The organism is Schleiferilactobacillus harbinensis (assembly GCF_008694105.1).
Taxonomy (GTDB): Bacteria; Bacillota; Bacilli; order Lactobacillales; family Lactobacillaceae; genus Schleiferilactobacillus; species Schleiferilactobacillus harbinensis.
Map to the genome: position 1 here is coordinate 694327 of NZ_CP041364.1, position 17215 is coordinate 711541.

The window sequence follows — 17215 nt, forward strand, 5'->3', positions numbered from 1 at the left end:
AGAATCAAATGTAAACATCGATAATCAAAGACCATCAAGTTCCTGAGCGTTTTTTATCAAATAGCACAGCTTTTCTGGATGAATCTTGTTCAAACTGGCTGAGCATAGCAGGAGACAAACGTACATTCGATTCGGTATCCTTGAATTATAAGGAGGTGAGTCGAATGCCAATCAAAACACACAAGATACGGATCTATCCCAACGCCGAGATGGCTACGGTCATCATTGAGCTGATGGACTACAACCGTTTTTGCTGGAACAAAGGTTTGGCCACATGGAACGACATGTACGACGCGTCGTTAGCCATGAAGGACAAGAAGCGGCGCCCCAGCGAATACAAAGTCCGCGACGAGCTGGTGAAGAACAAAACCGACTGGCAGCATCAGTTTTCAGCCCGGGTGCTCCAAACTGCTGTCCACCGGCTGCATCAGGCTTGGCAGAACTTCTTCAATCCCGCTATGCCGGACGCTCACAAGCCTAAATTCCACCATAAGCGGGATTCCAAGCAAAGCTTTACAACGGATCGGGCGGTGATTACTGGCAAGTATCTGACCCTGGATCGGCCCCATGCGGCCAGCCATCGTTTCAGCGCTATCAAAATGGCGGAGGCTTTACGTTTTACCGGCGAGATCAAAACCGTGACGATAACCAAGCACGGAAAAAAGTTCTACGCCAGTGTCAACGTATTGGTTGAAGATACACCGCGGCCGGCTTTTTATGACTCCTGGGACATTGTCGGCATTGATGTAAACGTGGGCCACATCCGCTGGAACGGCGGGGATATCAACACCTTCACACCGCGGATGGCAGTGCTGCATCAACGCATCAAGTATTACCAAAAGTGCCTGAACCGGAAACGGCGGAGAAATCCCGGCGACTACCGGTCCAAGACCTATCAGCGGCTTACAGCGAAGATGAACCGCGCTTACGAGCAGGTGCACGCGTTGCAGGATGATCTGATTCACAAATTCAGCCACATGATTATAAAGAATTATCCTGTTCCCTGTTTAGAGGATCTGGATGTCCACCGGATGATGATGGACGATAAAAAGGTCAAAGGCCTTCAGCGCGGCCTCTTTCGCCGCTTGCGTACGGCAATTGAGTACAAGGCGGCTTGGCATCATCGCGATTTGGTAATTGCCAATCGTTTCTTTCCGTCGACTCAGCACTGTTCAAACTGCGGCTGCATCAAAACCAAGGAAAGCTATGGCGGCAAGATGACACTGCAAGGCGACAGCATTTACCACCAGCATGACGTGTACCGTTGCTACGAGTGCGGTCTTGTTATTGACCGAGACGATAATGCTGTGCAAAATTTAATTCAGTATGCGGCGGGGCTTACGCCGGAATGGGAAACCGTTCAGAGATGATTTCTAGTCGGCACTGTTATGCTCCATACTCGTCTGATCCCAATCAGACGGGGGTGCCGGCAATTACGAAATTGACTAAACACAATGTACTCTTAATGGTCTAAATCTAAAGTGCCACCATAGACCAGATGTGTATACATTTGAGTACGTTTTAGAAAGCAGATGCGGCTGAATGAAACGCATTGCACTTTTTCCTGGGAGTTTTGATCCTTTTACCAACGGTCATCTCCAAACGGTCCAGCGGGCCAGCAAGTTGTTTGATGAGGTCGTCATTGCGGTGATGACTAACGTCAGCAAGCAGGGGCTGTTTACGCCGGCTGAAAAGGAAGCGTTGGTCGCTGGTGCGACCCAAGGGCTGGCGAACGTGCGGGTGATGGCTGCCCCTAATCAGCTCACCGTGCAGGTGGCCGAGGCCGTTGGGGCCAAGTTTTTGCTCCGGGGATTGCGGAACGAATCCGATTTTACTTACGAGGCTGGTATCGCCCAGATCAACCGGACCCAAGACGCGTCGATCGAAACAGTATTTCTGTATGCCGATTCCGATACAGCCTTTGTGTCTTCCTCGATGATCAAAGAAGTCGCTCGTTTTGGCGGCGACGTTTCCGGGTTAGTGCCGGCTAATGTGGCAACGGCGTTGGCGGCAAAAATGGCTAGTTTAGGAAGTGATCCCGCATGAAGCAAACCCCTAACGAAACACCCAAGAAGCATCGCGGTCTCTGGTGGAAGATTCTTCTCCCTATCCTGATTCTGGTCTTGTTGGCGGCTAATTTTGTCCCGCTGAACAACTGGTTCATCGAAATGCCGGGGTCAGCTGAACCGTTAGCCCAATATGTGAAGGTAGACGGCAAGCGGGATACGGCCAAGGGCAGTTTTTCCTTGACCACTGTGGGAATTGCCCAGGCGACAGCCATGCAGCTGCTGCTGAGCAAAACTCGGCCTTACGAGGATATCGTGTCTCGCAATGATGTGATGGGCGGTGAGGATAATGCTACCTTTGATCGAGTTCAGCAGTATTACATGACCAGTGCCATCAATAATGCCATTGCGGTGGCCTATAAAGCGGCCCATGAGCAGTATACGATCCATTACTTAGGTATTTATGTATTGGCGGTGGAAAGCAAGTCAGCTTTCGCCGGCAAGCTCCAAGTCGGGGACACGATCACCAAGGTGAACGGCCGCCACTTCAATGCCAGTACTGGTTATATCAACTATATTCGTCAGCATAAAGTGGGCGATACCGTGACCTTGACGTATACCCGCGGTAGTAAAACTTTGACTGCCTCCGGCAAACTCTACCGACTGGCGCAGACGAAGAAGCCGGGCATCGGCATTACCCTGACAGATCGGACCAAAGTCACCACTAAAATTCCCGTCAGCGCAAACGTTGCTCAAATTGGCGGCCCATCTGCAGGCTTAATGTTTTCTCTGCAAATTTATGACCAATTGACCGGCAGCAAGCTGCGGCAAGGGCGCCATATCGCCGGTACGGGGGAGATTGCCCCGGATGGCACCGTCGGTCAGATCGGCGGACCGGAGAAAAAAGTTTACATTGCCGCTAAAGAGGGCGCGACGATTTTCTTTGCGCCGCATACTAAGGTCACAAAGGCCATTAAGAAACTGGACCCGGTATTCGAAGACAATTACGCGGTTGCTAAAAAGGCAGCCAAAGACTCCCATCTGAAGATTACTGTAGTCCCCGTGGAAAAATTCGGCGATGCTGTAAAATATCTGCAGACTCATTAATATCGGCGGCGCACCAAGGCCTTTTCTTTGCGTAATATAAAGTGACAGGCAAAGAAAGGAAGTGGCAGGTCATGCAACGACACCGACCAACAAGACCCCAATGGCAGCAGCTGTTGGGGCGTTATTGGTATCTGCCGATTATTTTATTGATGGCGTTAGCCGGCGCGGGCTGGTGGTGGCTGAACCGGTCGCCGGCCGGCAGCAGTTTGGATTCGGCGCAACCAGCGGATGTACCAGCGCGGGTCGCCAGCACGAGCGGCCGGCCGGCTGAAGAATCAGCGAGACCGACGACAGCCAGCAGTACCGCAAGTCGGCCAGCAGCAGCCGCTGAGAATCAGCTGTGGGTCGATATCCAGGGCGCGGTGCGCCGCCCAGGCGTGTATCAATTGCCGGCCAAAAGTCGGTTGGATCATGCGGTGAAGGCGGCCGGCGGATTATTACCGGAGGCTGATCGGCGGCAGGTGAATCTGGCCCAGCCGCTCACAGATGGGGCAGCAATCGTGATCCCACGGCCGGGTGAACAGTCTGCTGCCGCAGCACCCAGTGCTCAGCCAGCGGCCGTCGCGGGCAGCGGCAGCACGGCAGCCAGTCAGACCAGCGGTGCGATCAATATTAATTCAGCTACCCAGACGGAGCTGGAGCAGGTCAGCGGGATTGGTCCCAAACGGGCGGGAGACATCATTGCCTACCGGGATACCCACGGGGCTTTTCAATCCCTGGATGAATTAGGTGAGATCAGCGGCATCGGTGAGAAAATATTGGCCACGCTCAAAGCGGCCCTGACAGTATGACCCGGGTGCGCTGGCCGGCCCAGCTTGGTTTGTGGAGTGCCGTCACGGTGATTGGCGTGGCGTGTTTAGTGCTGACACCGCATTGGCTCCTCAGCCTGGCCTTACTCGGATTTGGTGCGGTTCATTGCTGGCGCTGCGGGTGGCGGTGGCTGCTTATCCCGCTGCTGGCTGGGGTAATTTGGGCTGGCCGGTATACGCAATGGCAAAACCTTGTCCAGCCACCAGCCGCATCGACTGAGCCGGTTGGGGTCACGCTGCTGATTTTGCCCAGCCGATTAAAAATTAATGGCGACCAAGTCAGCGGCCGAGCAGTGGATCAGCGTACCGGCGAAGCGGTGTGGCTCTCCTATCGGTTAACCGGTGCCGCGGAGAAACAGCGCTTGGCGGCAGCGGCGACCGCGTTGACGCTGACCGGCCAGGCCGCCCAGGGGCCTTTGGCGGCGGCTACCAACCCGGGGCAGTTTGACTTTGCCCGGTTTGCAGCGGCCCAGTATCACATCGGCCGGCAAGTGACACTGGCGGGCGGCGAATGGCAGTTGGTGGATGGTTCGAATAATTTTATTTATGTTAACCAAATATCTGAGGCTATCCGCCTGTGGGTTGCCCGCCGCGTAGAGGGACTGCCGCCCCATACTCAAATATACGTCCGCGGTCTGGTGCTAGGCGGCAGCAGCGATACCGCGCTCGCCCAAACCCTGCGCGATACCCAGACCAAGCTGGGAATTATCCATCTCTGGAGTCTGTCGGGGATGCAGGTGCTGTTACTGGCGACGGCGCTGTTAGTGGTTGCGGCCTGGTGCCGGATACCCGATGAGTACGCCCGCTGGCTGGTTTTTGGCGCGCTGTTGCTTTATGGCACATTAGCTGACTGGCCCACTGGGGTGACGCGCTCCGTCGGCATGTTTGCTCTGGCCCGGCTGTGGCCCCGCCGCTGGGCGCTGCCCACCTTAGACCGGCTTGGTTTGGTGCTTCTGATTTGGCTCTGGTGGCGGCCGGCGGGCATCACCCAGTTGGGCAACCTGTTAAGTTTCCTGTTGTCCTTTTGTTTATTTTTCGCGCCAGTCCGCTTTTGGCAGCAGAGTTTGGTCTTGAACCTGGTCAGTATGCCCGTGATTTTGGCTTACCAGTATACCTGGTCTTTGTTGACGCTGGGCTTGAATATTATTTTAATCCCGGTGTTTAATTATTTGGCTTTTCCCGTGATGCTGTTCGTCACGCTGTTGACAATCGGCGGCTGGACCGGGTCCTGGGCGGGGTTAGAAAGTGTGTTGCAGGCGGGGGACGCGCTCCTGGCCCAGTGGGCGAGTCTGACCGGGGGAACGATCGCCTCCGGGGCGCTGCCCGGCTGGGTCTTTGCCGGGCTGCTGATCAGTACGCTGGTGCTGGCCTTTGACCGGCCGCATTGGCGCTGGGGCTTGGGCGCCGGTGTGGTCCTGCTGGGCGGGGTGTGCTGTCTGCGTGCCTGGCCTTTGACCGATCGCGTGGCCTTCATCGATGTTGGGCAGGGGGACAGCAGCTTGGTTGTGGGCCGGGGCAATGGGCCGCGGGTACTGATTGATACCGGCGGGCGGGTGACTTTTCCCCGGGCGGCTTGGCAAGAGCGGCACTATGCGGCCGGAATCACCTTTAACGTTCTGCCGGTACTCCGTTATCACGGAATACAGCGCCTGGATGCCGTGTTTATTTCCCATCAAGATGCGGGCCATATGGGAGATCTGCCCGGTCTGCTGGCGGCGATACCAGTCCGGCGGGTATACGTCGGTGCGGGGATGGCCGCCAATGAGCGGTTGCAGCGGGCGGTGGCCCAGGCGCCGCAGCCGCCAATCGTGACCGAATTGCAGGCCGGCCAGCAGGTCCGGATCCGGGGGATGACCTTTCAAGCTCATCATCCCCACCGGCCCGGAACAGGCACCAATGAAGACTCGTTAGTCTTGACCGCGCAGATCCATCGGCGGCGCTTTCTCTGGTTGGGGGATTTAGACAAAGCCGGGGAGCGGACGATTTTGAAAAATCCTGCGCTCGCCGCCGAGGTGATCAAACTCGGCCACCATGGCGCCGCAACATCGACGGATCACGCGCTGCTGGCGGCGCTGCAGCCGCGGCTCGGGATCATTTCAGCCGGGCGCAATAATCGTTACGGGCATCCCGCCCCCGCGACACTGCACACGCTGCGGCAGGCCGGGGTCCCCTGGCTAAGCACCGCGGAAATGGGGTATATTGAATATATTGGAGCGTTATGGGGTCACGACTACTGGCACACGGCTATGGATTGGAGTAAATGATTGTGGATGTCAACACACTAAAAGCAAATCTCAAGAAGGGCGATGTGGCGCCTTTATACTTGATTTTAGGACCAGAAGGGGCGCTGCAGGACAGCGCTTTAGCCGCATTCAATCAGCTCTTGACCGCGGACGAACAAACCATGGATTTCGCCCGGCTGGATATGAGCACCACCCCCATCGCGGAATTGTTAAACGAAACCTCGTCGATGCCTTTTTATGGTGAGCGGCGGGTGGTCATTGCGACTGATCCGCAATTTCTCACCGGTACTGGTGCTAAGACTCAGTCCAAAGAGGCCATCGACGCCTTAACGGATTATTTTTCCCAACCGTCGCCAACCACGGTGCTGGTGATCAGCGCGCCCTATGAAAAATTAGATGAGCGGCGCAAGGCAGTTAAACGGCTGCGCAAGAATGCCGTAACGGTTGATGCCCAGCAAGTTGCCAGCGGTGCCGTGAGCGGCCGAATTACCAAGGAGATCCAAGCCCAGGGCTATACGATCAGCAACGACGCTCTGGGGCTGCTGGTCCGCAAAACAGAAGCCAATTATTCGACGATGGTGGCCCAATTACCCAAATTGTATTTAGGTGCCTATCCGGGGCATGAAATCACGCCGGTACTGGTGGAGAATCTGGTGCCCAATACCTTGACCGATAATGTCTTTGCCGTGACCGACGCCTTGATGCAGCAGCATTTTGACCAAGCAGTACGCGTGTATCAGGAACTGTTAGCCAATCAAGAAGAACCGTTGCGGCTCAACGCACTGCTCTTGGGGCAATTCCGTCTGCTGGTTCAGACCAAGATTTTGGCGCGCAAGGGCCTCAATCAGATGGCCATTGCCAAAGAGTTGAATGTCCACCCGTTCCGGATCAAGCTTGCATTGCGCAGCAACCGTGCGTGGCCCTTAGCCACATTAGTGGCCTGCTACAACGAACTGGTGCACAATGAGATCCTGTTCAAAAGCAGCCAGCCGGATCCGATAATTTTGTTTTTGCGGGCGGTTCATGGATTAGAGACGGCTTAAATTGAGATAGGTAAGTGCTGCGTGTCTAGTGCCAATGCGGAGCCCCAATCGTTTAATCAAAAGCAAGAAAAAAGAAGCATACCGGCAAAATACCAGTATGCTTCTTTTTGAGTCTTACTTGTTCAGTAAATGGGTCAGGCGAGACTTGTTCCGCGCCGCTGTGTTAGCGTGGATCAAACCTTTGCTGTGCGCCCAGTCGATTTTGCTGATGGCCTCAGTGTACAAGGATTGCTTGTCGTCGGCATTAGCTTCGTTGGCAGCCAAGAACCGCTTGATGGCCGTACGCAATGCGCTCTTTTGAGAAGCATTTTGCAGCTTGGCCTTTTCAGCAGTCTTGACCCGCTTGATGGCAGACTTGATTTGTGGCATGAATTCACCCCCACGAACAGTTTATGTTTAAGTTATCATATTTAAACTCAACGTCAACCATTATACAGACCGCGCTGGTCCAATGCAATAATAGTTTCGGCCTTGCAATTCAAGGGGAGAACCAGTAAAGTAGTGAAGTACCAAATTTCAGTTCGGTCACTTTGTTCCACGAGTCACCAACGAGGACACAGTGATCCGAGTATTTCGCAGAAAGGTGGCGTTTTATATGGCACTTAGCCAAACGCAAAAGAACGAGATCATCAGCAAGTATGCCCAGCACGAGGGCGACACAGGTTCTACGGAGGTGCAGGTAGCACTTTTGACCGCAGACATTAATTCCTTGACCGAGCATATGCGGGTTCATAAGAAGGATCATCACTCTTATGTCGGCCTGATGAAGAAGATCGGGCACCGGCGTAACTTGCTGGCCTACTTGCGGGACAACGACGTTGATCGTTACCGCGAGCTGATCCAATCTCTGGGTCTGCGTCGTTAATTTACGGCAAACAATCATGGCGTTTCAGCTGTTTTCGGCTGGAGCGCCTTTTTCTTGCGCTGATAGCAGAAAATCGATATGGTGTGAACAGAAAGAGGGGCGCAACATGTTAATTCGCCAAAAAATCGGTGACCAAGTCATCACGGCAGTGCAGCTGCCGGCAGCTCCCAGGAATACGGTCATATTAGAAAACGGCAGCACGGCCGTTATCGTCAGCCCGGCGGTGGCCGAATCAGCCGCGGGTATTACGTTGCTGACCCCGCTGGCAGCGGACCAACCGGACTTAGCGGCCTGGCTCACTGATTTGCTTTCGGCCACGGGGGCTGAACAGCCGGGGGCGTGGCAGCTTAGTGTGGTGGGCCCGCCGGCACCGATGGTCTATCCGTTGATTGCCGCCGCCATCAGTATTGCCCAGTGGCACCGCAGTCAGGGGCGCAGCCGGCTGTTAACGGCGCGGCTGACGGATGAACTGGTGATTACCCAGACGGGCGAAGCAATCGTCGGGTTGCACGGTTCGGTGGCTGCAGGCGCTGTATTGTCTCTGCCGGAGTGGCCGTTGCAAAGCGCCTGGCAGCATTTCACCGCCCAGGTGGTGACACTTATGGGCGGCACCCTGGCGGCTGAACAGGCTATGTCTGAGCATATGCCGCTATTGCAGCAGCCAGCCCCTACGATAACCCGGCCGACCCCGGCCACCGTTTATGCGGCTCAGGGTGATGCGGCGGGCATTTTTTGGGCGACAGATACCGGTATTGCGCGGCAGCAATTGGCGGCCGGCCCGGCTTGGCCAGCAGTAGTGATCAACGGGACGGCTTTGCTGAACACGGCCATTGATACCGTTTGGGCCGGCTGGCATCAGGCGGCGGGGGCGGCGATCCTCACCCGCCACGCGGCCGATCAGGTACACCTGCGCTGGCAATCGCTGCCGCTGTCCGCCGTTGAGGTGCAAACCTGGTGGCAGCAGATTCAAACCGATGACGCCGCTTTGCACCGCCGGCTGATGGTTCTGTGAGCGGGTTCCTTGGTCTTGCTGTTTATGATAGAATGTTCAGTAGATATTTTTGATGTGCGGACTCGGGGTGTACCGCGGGGCATAACCAGTCTTGGCGGGGCAGCCTCAGAAAAAAACTGTGAATCAGAAACCAAGGAAAGAGCGCCAGTCGGCAACCAGCCGGGACTGGCCATATTGAGGTGTAAGGTTATTTATGGTACAAAAAACGCGTAAGCAGCAAGATAAGATACGCATCATCATGCTCGGTGGGGTGCGGGAAAACGGCAAGAATATCTACGCCGTCGAAGTAAATTCGGATATTTTTATTCTGGATTGCGGCATCAAGTATCCAGAAAACGAAATGCTCGGGGTGGACGTGGTCATCCCGGATTTTTCATACATTCAAGACAACATTGATCGGGTGGCCGGCATTTTCCTGACCCATGGTCATGCCGACGCAATTGGGGCGCTGCCGTACCTGATTACGAAGCACGACATTCCCGTTTTTGGGTCGCAATTGACTGTCGAATTGGCGAAAATCACTGTCAAGTCTGCTAAGGGCGGCAATAAGTTCAATGATTTTCACGTCATTGACGAAAATACGGCCATTGATTTTGACAATGCCACGGTCAGTTTCTTCAAGACAACCCATTCCATTCCTGGGTCATTAGGCGTTGTGATCAAGACGCCAGCGGGCCAAATTGTTTACACCGGTGATTTTAAATTTGATCAGGCGGCTGCTCCGTTATACCAAACGGATTTTGCCCGCTTGGCCCAAATCGGCACCGAACCAGTTCTGGCTTTGTTAGCTGATTCTGCTAACGCGGAGTCGCCGTATCCTAATACCAGCGAAAATGATATCGGCAAATACGTCCTGGAACTTTTTGAATACCATGCCGGCCGGATCATTGTGGCGTCGGTGGCTTCGAACATTGTCCGTATTCAGCAAGTGCTGGATGCGGCCGCGCATACCGGGCGGAAAGTGATCCTGACCGGTCGGGATTTGGCAAAGATCGTGCGCACCGCGTTGCGGCTCAAACTGCTGCAGCTGCCGCAACCGGATATTTTGGTCCCTGTGAAGGATATCAAAAAATATGACGATCATCAGATCGTGATTTTGGAGACCGGCCGCTCCGGCGAGCCGCTGAAGTCGCTGCAGAAGATGGCGACCAACCAGCATCGCACGGTCCACATCCATCAGGGCGATTTGGTCTTTATTTCGACGACACCGTCTTACGCGATGGAAACAACGGTCGCTAAGACTAAAGATATGATTTATCGGGCTGGCGGGGAAGTGAAGGCCATCTCCGATGATCTTCATGCGTCGGGCCATGCTTACAAGAGTGATCTGCAACTGCTCTTGAACCTGCTGCACCCGGAGTATTTGGTGCCGGTGCAAGGTGAATACCGGCTGCTCAATGCCCATGCGGAGATTGCTGAACAAGCAGGCATGCCCGCGGATCATATTTTCTTGACCAAAATCGGTGATGTGCTGGCCTACGACAAGCACGGCATGCATTTGTCCCAGGCAGTCACTGCAGGAAATACGATGATTGATGGACTGGGCGTCGGCGATATTGGCAATATTGTCCTGCGCGACCGCAAGATGCTGGCCGATGACGGAATCTTCATCGCCGTGGTATCTATTGATCGGCGCAAGAAGAAAGTCGTTTCTTCGCCGAAGGTGACGGCCCGGGGCTTTGTTTATATGAAAGCCAATCGGGATCTGATGGCTGAAAGTGCGGACATTGTTCGTAATGCCGTCCAGAAAGATCTTGATAACAAGGAACTGGATTGGTCAAATCTGAAACAGAATATGCGGGAGAAGCTGTCCCACTACCTGTTCGAGCAGACTAAACGGCATCCGGTCATTTTACCGGTCATCATGGAAGTGAAACCGCATCGCACGGCCCGCCGGACAACCCCTGCCAAGCGCAAAGAACCGGCAGCGAAGGCCCCCGCAGCGAATGAGGGCGCGAGCAATGAGTCGTGAGGCGCACAAAGTCGTGCCGTTTCCGGACAATGACGAACGCCATGTGCAATTAGGCCAAGCGGCGCTGCGCGCGGGCGAGTTTAGTCAGGCAGTGGCTCACTTTCAGGCTGCCTACCGGGATCAGCACACTTTTGCAGTGAATCGGCAGATGATCGAAGCCATGCTCCATGCGGGGCAGGCCAGCGAGGCGGTGCCCTATGCGGAAGAGTTTATTGAGGGGTACGCCCGCACCTTGACCGATGGGCTGCTTTACGGGCAGCTGCTGATCGAAAGCCACCGCTTTTTGGCTGCCCAAGAATGGCTGGTCAACTTGCAGGACTTGGCTCACTCGCCAGAGGATCAAGCTCGGCTGGCGGAACTCACCGATGTGTTCACCAATCAGCAGGAGCGGTACTTGGCGGCCAATCAAGCTGGCCAAGCTGCACTGATCAAACAATTTGCTGGGCTGGCCGGCGTCAATACCATGGAACAGACCATGCGAATCAATCAACTGGCCCAGTTACCGGTACCAACTTTTGACCAGATTGCCCCGCGCTTGATGATTGATGAATTTATCAGTCAAGGATTGCGCAACACGGTGGCCCTGCATTATGTGACCTTGCGGGAGACCGCCCCGCGGCGGCTGCTCTGGTTTGATGACGTCATTACCTTTACGCCCAATGCGGTGGGGAATCCATTCGACAATCCGGTGGCCAATGCGTGGCAACGGGCGGTGACCGCGGCGGAAAATGATAATCCGGAGCAGGCGCTGATCCTAGACCAGGAGCTGCATTTGTATATGCTATTATTATTTCCTCGGCTCACGGATGTCGTGGCTGATCCGGCGGCTTGGGCGCAGGTCGTTTCTGCCCGGATCGCGGATCCAGCAGCACCAATTACGGCCGCGCCAAAAATAAAACGGTGGCTGACGCGCCTTGATGACGCATTAAACGCGTTAAATCAGTAACAATTCCACCAACAGTTGTTTACAAACATTTTCAAACACCGTATAATCCTAAGAGGATATTTTTGAAGGGAATTGCGCCTTTTGTTTTCCCAACAAAAGTAGTACAATCTTATCTAAAGGCTTTGCGCCAAGAAGTGCGCTGAGTCCTCGAAAAACATAGGAGGTTTCTTTTCATGGCTGAAAAAGAACATTATGAAAGAACTAAACCCCATGTTAACATTGGTACAATTGGCCACGTTGACCATGGGAAAACAACTCTGACGGCTGCTATCACTAAGGTATTAGCTTCTAAAGGCTTAGCCAAAGCTGAAGACTATGCCGAAATCGATAAGGCACCGGAAGAAAAGGAACGTGGCATTACCATCAACACTGCCCACGTAGAATACGAAACCGAAAAGCGTCACTATGCGCATATCGATGCCCCTGGGCATGCCGACTACGTTAAGAACATGATCACCGGTGCCGCTCAGATGGATGGTGCGATCTTGGTCGTTGCCGCTACTGATGGTCCGATGCCCCAGACGCGTGAGCATATCTTGCTGGCTCGTCAGGTTGGTGTTAACTACATCGTCGTCTTCCTGAACAAGGTTGACTTGGTTGACGATGAAGAATTGATCGACTTGGTTGAGATGGAAGTTCGCGAACTGCTGTCTGAATACGACTTCCCTGGCGATGACATTCCGGTTCTGCGCGGTTCTGCGTTGAAGGCACTGGAAGGCGATCCCGAACAAGAGAAGGTTATCTGGGAATTAATGGACGTTATCGATGAATACATTCCGACCCCGGAACGTGACGTTGATAAGCCGTTCTTGATGCCTGTCGAAGATGTCTTCACCATTACTGGTCGGGGCACTGTTGCTTCTGGTCGTATCGATCGTGGTACGATCAAGGTCGGCGAAGAAGTTGAAATCGTTGGCTTGAAGCCGGAAGTACTCAAGTCCGTTGTTACTGGTTTGGAAATGTTCCGTAAGACCTTGGATCTGGGCGAAGCCGGCGATAACGTTGGTGTCCTGCTCCGTGGTGTTAACCGGGATCAAGTAGAACGCGGCCAAGTTTTGGCTAAGCCGGGTTCTATCCAAACCCACAACAAGTTCAAGGGTGAAGTTTATATCTTGTCCAAAGAAGAAGGCGGCCGTCATACACCGTTCTTCTCCAACTACCGGCCGCAATTCTACTTCCACACCACCGATGTTACTGGTGTGATTGAATTGCCTAAGGGTGTTGAAATGGTTATGCCTGGCGATAACGTAACCTTCGAAGTTGACCTGATCGCTCCGGTCGCTATTGAAAAGGGTACGAAGTTCACCGTCCGTGAAGGCGGTCGGACTGTTGGTGCCGGTCAGGTAACCGACATTCTGGACTAATTTTAGACCTGGTCTAAAATAGTGATTGCCCCGTATCCATGTGGATACGGGGCTTTTTCTTTCCATCTGTTTACAGCCGCGGCGGTTTCGTATATCATTGTTAGGTATGCGATACACACCACGGTGTGTCCGAAAAATTGTGAAACGTAACCGGAGGTATTTAATATGTCTGCAAAATGGGAAAAGCAAGGTACGAATGATGGTACTTTGACTTTTGAAATCGATCTGAACACGATCCAAAAGGGTATGGATCAAGCCTTTACCAAGGTCAAGAAGAACATCAACGTACCTGGCTTCCGCAAGGGTCATGTGTCCCGCCAAGTCTTCAACCGCATGTTCGGCGAAGGGGCTTTGTACGAGGATGCCTTGAACCTGGTGCTGCCGGATGCGTACGATGCAGCGGTCAAGGAAGCTGCTATCTCACCCGTTGACCAACCGAAGTTCAACGTGGAAAAGATGGATGCGGATGAACCGTGGGTTATTTCTGCCAAGGTAACCGTTAAGCCGGAAGTCACTTTGGGCGACTACAAGGGCTTGACTGTGCCTAAGCAGGATCGCGAAGTCACAGACAAGGACTTAGACGACAAGCTGCATTCTCTGCAAGAAGAGCAGGCTGAACTGGTCTTGAAGGAAGACGGCGCCATCGAGAAGGGTGACACCGCGATTATCGATTACGAAGGCAGCATTGACGGTAAGCCGTTTGACGGCGGCAAAGCCGACAACTATTCCTTGGAAATCGGTTCTGGTTCCTTCATTCCTGGTTTCGAAGATCAATTGGTAGGTCACAAGTCTGGCGACAACGTCGACGTTAAAGTGACTTTCCCTGAAGATTACCAAGCCAAGGATTTGGCGGGTAAGGAAGCCATTTTTAAGGTGACCATCCACGAAATCAAGGAGAAGCAATTGCCTGACTTGGACGATGAATTCGCCAAAGATGTCGACGAAGACGTGGACACCTTAGATGAATTGAAGGCCAAACTGCGTGATCAATTGAAGCAGGACAAGGACCAAAAGGCTGACGATGCGATTCAAGAATCCGCTGTTAACCAGGCCGTGGCCAATGCAACGATCGCTGATCTGCCAGAAGTGATGATTGACAGTGAGGTCCACAACCAGATGGATCAATATCTGGGCAATCTGCAACGCCAAGGGATCAACCCGCAAATGTATTACCAATTGACTGGTACAAGCGAAGCCGATCTGCACAAGCAGTTTGAGGCTGACGCTGGCCAACGGGTGAAGACTGACTTAGTCTTGGAAGCCGTTGTCAAAGCGGAAGATATCAACCCGTCTGAGGATGATGTCAACAATGAAATCAAGAGTCTGGCAGCTGAATACGGCATGAAGGAAGCAGACGTCCGCAACGCCTTGACTCCGGATATGCTGAAGCACGACATTGGCATCAAGAAGGCCATTGATTTGATCGTTTCTTCTGCTAAGGAAGAATAAGGTCCAGCCATTCTGAACGGTATTTCGGGACACGCAATTTCCGCCGTTGTGTACGGTTGGGAGGTTGCGTGTTTTGTTGCCATGAGCGTTTTCCTTTACCGGTCCAGCTCCATATGGTATTGTTTAGGATGATATGTTGCACGCTAAGAATAAAGAAGGGTTGGTTTAATGTTCGATAATATTGACACCACCGGTCCCATCAAATGCTCTTTTTGTGGGAAAACTCAGGACCAGGTAAAGAAAATCGTCGCCGGCCCTGGCGTCTATATCTGCAACGAGTGTATCGATTTGTGCAAGGAGATCATTGATGAGGAATTCAAGGAAGATTCCTATGATGACTTGTTGAAGGTGCCCAAGCCAATCGATATTTTGAAGACATTGAATGACTATGTCATCGGGCAAGACGACGCTAAACGCGCCTTGGCCGTGGCTGTATATAATCACTACAAGCGGGTCAACGAAATGTCTGACCCCCACGATGACGGGCCTGAATTGCAAAAGTCCAACATCGCGCTGATCGGTCCCACTGGTTCCGGGAAGACTTTCCTGGCTCAAACGCTGGCGAAACTGCTGGATGTGCCGTTTGCCATTGCGGATGCGACGACGCTGACTGAGGCCGGCTATGTGGGCGAAGATGTTGAAAACATCTTGCTCAAGCTGCTGCAAAATGCCGATTACAATGTGGAACGGGCCCAAAAGGGGATCGTCTACATCGATGAAATCGACAAAATCGCGAAGAAGAGCGAGAACGTCTCAATCACTCGGGATGTCTCCGGCGAAGGGGTCCAACAGGCTCTGTTGAAGATCTTGGAAGGCACCACCGCCAACGTTCCGCCCCAGGGCGGCCGGAAGCATCCCCAGCAGGAGTTTATTCAGATCGATACGACCAATATTCTGTTCATCGTCGGTGGCGCATTCGATGGCATTGAAACTATCGTGCGCAACCGGTTAGGTGAAAAGACCATTGGCTTTGGCACTGATTCGGACAAGCCGGTGGATACTTCGAAGAGTATCATGCAGCAGATCATTCCGGAAGACTTGATGAAGTTCGGGATCATTCCGGAATTCATCGGCCGGGTACCGATCATCGCTGCCTTAGAACCATTGACTGAAAATGATCTGGTCCGGATTCTCCAAGAACCGAAGAACGCGCTGGTGAAGCAGTATAAGAAACTGCTGGCATTGGATCACGTTGAGCTGGACTTCACGCCGGAGGCATTACGGGCCATCGCCCACGAAGCCATTGAGCGGAATACCGGCGCTCGGGGCTTGCGGTCGATTTTGGAAGAAGTCATGATGGACACGATGTTTGAAGTGCCCAGCGAACCCGATGTGAACCGGGTACTGGTCACTGCCGCCGCTGTTCACGGTGACGAGAAACCAGAGTTGCAGTTGAAGAAAGCATCATAATTTATTTTGGAGGTACGCTGTGTTAGTAAACGACGTCTCAATTCGGATTAGTGCAGTCGCCCCCAGTCAGTACCCGACAGACGGGTGGCCGGAGATTGCCCTGGTCGGCCGCTCCAACGTGGGCAAGTCGTCGTTGACGAACAAGCTGATCAATCGAAAGGCTTTGGCGCGGACGTCCAGTGCCCCCGGGAAGACCCAGACTTTGAATTTCTACGAGGTGGAGCATCAATTATTCTTCGTAGATGTGCCGGGATACGGCTATGCGAAGGTCTCTAAGGCCAAACGGGCGGCATTCGGGGCGATGATCGAAGCCTACTTAACGGAACGCTCGGTACTGCGCGGTGTTGTCCAATTAGTTGATGGCCGGCATGCCCCCACGGCGGATGATATTGCCATGTATCAATACCTGGCGTATTATCATTTGCCCGTGCTCGTGGTGGCTACCAAGATGGATAAAGTGAAACCGAGTCAGTACAATTGCAGCGAAAGTGCTGTCCGTAAAACGATGACCCTATCTCCGGGGACACCGCTGGTCCTCTTTTCGGCGGAAACTGGCCTGGGTAAGGATGCTGTGTGGGAATGGATCGAGGCCCGCATGCAGGATCCAGAACGCAGTCGGGCTTAGCTCGCCGGACACTCACTAAATAACGCCCCTGATCACCGTCAATTCAGACGGTGGTCAGGGGCGTTTTGCCGTTACTTCTTTTTTTCGTCCTTGCTTGGTTTGTGCTGCTTGTCGTCTTTCTTCTCATCCTTCAGATCGACCTTTTTCTTCAGGTCCTCTGGCAGGGTAGCAAATTGATCGAACAAGCTGGTCAGCGTGTTTTCTCGTTTCACAGTTAAGCCCATTGCTATCACCTCTTGTGCTTACAGTGTACCAAAAGCGGGGCAGAAAAACTACTTCCCGGCTCAGCTGGATTAATAATTTTAAAAATATAAGCTCAAAAGTGAATAAATTGTGAATTTTGTTGCATAAATGCCACTGACTG

16 protein-coding genes are annotated in these 17215 nt (G+C 53.3%); 14 read left to right on the forward strand and 2 right to left on the reverse strand.

From position 1 onward, the window contains the following. Positions 1-164 precede the first annotated feature (164 nt). The 6 genes from FMM01_RS03800 (at position 165) to holA (ending at position 7208) form a co-directional block, all read left to right on the forward strand. A complete protein-coding gene (locus FMM01_RS03800) occupies positions 165-1370 on the forward strand; it encodes an RNA-guided endonuclease InsQ/TnpB family protein (RefSeq protein ID WP_150391701.1) in 1206 nt (401 codons plus the stop codon). A 172-nt stretch (positions 1371-1542) separates the two neighbouring features. Beyond that, positions 1543-2046 (forward strand): pantetheine-phosphate adenylyltransferase, encoded by a 504-nt coding sequence (coaD, locus tag FMM01_RS03805; RefSeq protein ID WP_027827349.1) that lies wholly within the window; start codon positions 1543-1545, stop codon positions 2044-2046. Continuing rightward, entirely contained in the window at positions 2043-3113 is a 1071-nt protein-coding gene (locus FMM01_RS03810; protein ID WP_150391702.1) for a SepM family pheromone-processing serine protease, read from the forward strand. Before coaD ends, FMM01_RS03810 begins: the two co-directional genes overlap by 4 nt. Positions 3114-3184: 71 nt before the next feature. Continuing rightward, positions 3185-3904, forward strand: a complete 720-nt coding sequence (locus tag FMM01_RS03815) for a helix-hairpin-helix domain-containing protein (RefSeq protein ID WP_150391703.1) — start codon at positions 3185-3187, stop codon at positions 3902-3904. Continuing rightward, complete coding sequence (locus FMM01_RS03820) at positions 3901-6186, forward strand: ComEC/Rec2 family competence protein (RefSeq protein ID WP_150391704.1); 2286 nt, start codon at positions 3901-3903, stop codon at positions 6184-6186. Before FMM01_RS03815 ends, FMM01_RS03820 begins: the two co-directional genes overlap by 4 nt. Positions 6187-6188: 2 nt before the next feature. Continuing rightward, positions 6189-7208, forward strand: coding sequence for a DNA polymerase III subunit delta (gene holA / locus FMM01_RS03825; RefSeq protein ID WP_190973449.1), 1020 nt, complete (start codon positions 6189-6191; stop codon positions 7206-7208). A gap of 114 nt (positions 7209-7322) precedes the next feature. On the opposite strand, the gene rpsT is transcribed toward holA, so the two are convergent. Beyond that, a complete protein-coding gene (gene rpsT, locus FMM01_RS03830) occupies positions 7323-7577 on the reverse strand; it encodes a 30S ribosomal protein S20 (protein WP_027827354.1) in 255 nt (84 codons plus the stop codon). A gap of 226 nt (positions 7578-7803) precedes the next feature. Here rpsT and rpsO point away from each other — a divergent pair, with 226 nt between their 5' ends. The 8 genes from rpsO (at position 7804) to yihA (ending at position 16851) form a co-directional block, all read left to right on the forward strand. After that, positions 7804-8073 carry a 30S ribosomal protein S15 gene (rpsO, locus tag FMM01_RS03835; RefSeq protein WP_027827355.1) on the forward strand — a complete coding sequence of 90 codons (270 nt, stop codon included), beginning with the start codon at positions 7804-7806 and terminating at the stop codon, positions 8071-8073. A 106-nt stretch (positions 8074-8179) separates the two neighbouring features. Further along, complete coding sequence (locus tag FMM01_RS03840) at positions 8180-9085, forward strand: hypothetical protein (protein ID WP_150391706.1); 906 nt, start codon at positions 8180-8182, stop codon at positions 9083-9085. A 193-nt stretch (positions 9086-9278) separates the two neighbouring features. Beyond that, positions 9279-11057, forward strand: coding sequence for a ribonuclease J (locus FMM01_RS03845; protein ID WP_051225049.1), 1779 nt, complete (start codon positions 9279-9281; stop codon positions 11055-11057). After that, positions 11047-12003, forward strand: coding sequence for a hypothetical protein (locus FMM01_RS03850; protein ID WP_150391707.1), 957 nt, complete (start codon positions 11047-11049; stop codon positions 12001-12003). Before FMM01_RS03845 ends, FMM01_RS03850 begins: the two co-directional genes overlap by 11 nt. Before the next feature lie 173 nt (positions 12004-12176). Beyond that, positions 12177-13367: an elongation factor Tu gene (gene tuf, locus FMM01_RS03855; protein ID WP_027827358.1), complete on the forward strand. Its 1191-nt coding sequence runs from the start codon at positions 12177-12179 to the stop codon at positions 13365-13367. A gap of 165 nt (positions 13368-13532) precedes the next feature. Continuing rightward, a complete protein-coding gene (tig, locus tag FMM01_RS03860) occupies positions 13533-14816 on the forward strand; it encodes a trigger factor (RefSeq protein ID WP_027827359.1) in 1284 nt (427 codons plus the stop codon). A 168-nt stretch (positions 14817-14984) separates the two neighbouring features. After that, positions 14985-16226 (forward strand): ATP-dependent Clp protease ATP-binding subunit ClpX, encoded by a 1242-nt coding sequence (gene clpX / locus FMM01_RS03865; protein WP_027827360.1) that lies wholly within the window; start codon positions 14985-14987, stop codon positions 16224-16226. Between the two features lie 19 nt (positions 16227-16245). Further along, a complete protein-coding gene (yihA, locus tag FMM01_RS03870; protein ID WP_150391708.1) occupies positions 16246-16851 on the forward strand; it encodes a ribosome biogenesis GTP-binding protein YihA/YsxC in 606 nt (201 codons plus the stop codon). Positions 16852-16922: 71 nt separating this feature from the next. Here the strand turns inward: yihA and FMM01_RS16185 are convergent, their stop codons facing one another. After that, positions 16923-17075, reverse strand: a complete 153-nt coding sequence (locus tag FMM01_RS16185; RefSeq protein WP_162921529.1) for an SPJ_0845 family protein — start codon at positions 17073-17075, stop codon at positions 16923-16925. Positions 17076-17215: the final 140 nt, after the last annotated feature.

Coding starts and splice junctions, on each gene's coding strand:
- FMM01_RS03800 (WP_150391701.1), top strand. CDS start 165: ATGCCAATCAAAACACACAAGATACGGATCTATCCCAACGCCGAGATG.
- coaD (WP_027827349.1), top strand. CDS start 1,543: ATGAAACGCATTGCACTTTTTCCTGGGAGTTTTGATCCTTTTACCAAC.
- FMM01_RS03810 (WP_150391702.1), top strand. CDS start 2,043: ATGAAGCAAACCCCTAACGAAACACCCAAGAAGCATCGCGGTCTCTGG.
- FMM01_RS03815 (WP_150391703.1), top strand. CDS start 3,185: ATGCAACGACACCGACCAACAAGACCCCAATGGCAGCAGCTGTTGGGG.
- FMM01_RS03820 (WP_150391704.1), top strand. CDS start 3,901: ATGACCCGGGTGCGCTGGCCGGCCCAGCTTGGTTTGTGGAGTGCCGTC.
- rpsT (WP_027827354.1), bottom strand. CDS start 7,577: ATGCCACAAATCAAGTCTGCCATCAAGCGGGTCAAGACTGCTGAAAAG.
- rpsO (WP_027827355.1), top strand. CDS start 7,804: ATGGCACTTAGCCAAACGCAAAAGAACGAGATCATCAGCAAGTATGCC.
- FMM01_RS03840 (WP_150391706.1), top strand. CDS start 8,180: ATGTTAATTCGCCAAAAAATCGGTGACCAAGTCATCACGGCAGTGCAG.
- FMM01_RS03845 (WP_051225049.1), top strand. CDS start 9,279: ATGGTACAAAAAACGCGTAAGCAGCAAGATAAGATACGCATCATCATG.
- FMM01_RS03850 (WP_150391707.1), top strand. CDS start 11,047: ATGAGTCGTGAGGCGCACAAAGTCGTGCCGTTTCCGGACAATGACGAA.
- tuf (WP_027827358.1), top strand. CDS start 12,177: ATGGCTGAAAAAGAACATTATGAAAGAACTAAACCCCATGTTAACATT.
- tig (WP_027827359.1), top strand. CDS start 13,533: ATGTCTGCAAAATGGGAAAAGCAAGGTACGAATGATGGTACTTTGACT.
- clpX (WP_027827360.1), top strand. CDS start 14,985: ATGTTCGATAATATTGACACCACCGGTCCCATCAAATGCTCTTTTTGT.
- FMM01_RS16185 (WP_162921529.1), bottom strand. CDS start 17,075: ATGGGCTTAACTGTGAAACGAGAAAACACGCTGACCAGCTTGTTCGAT.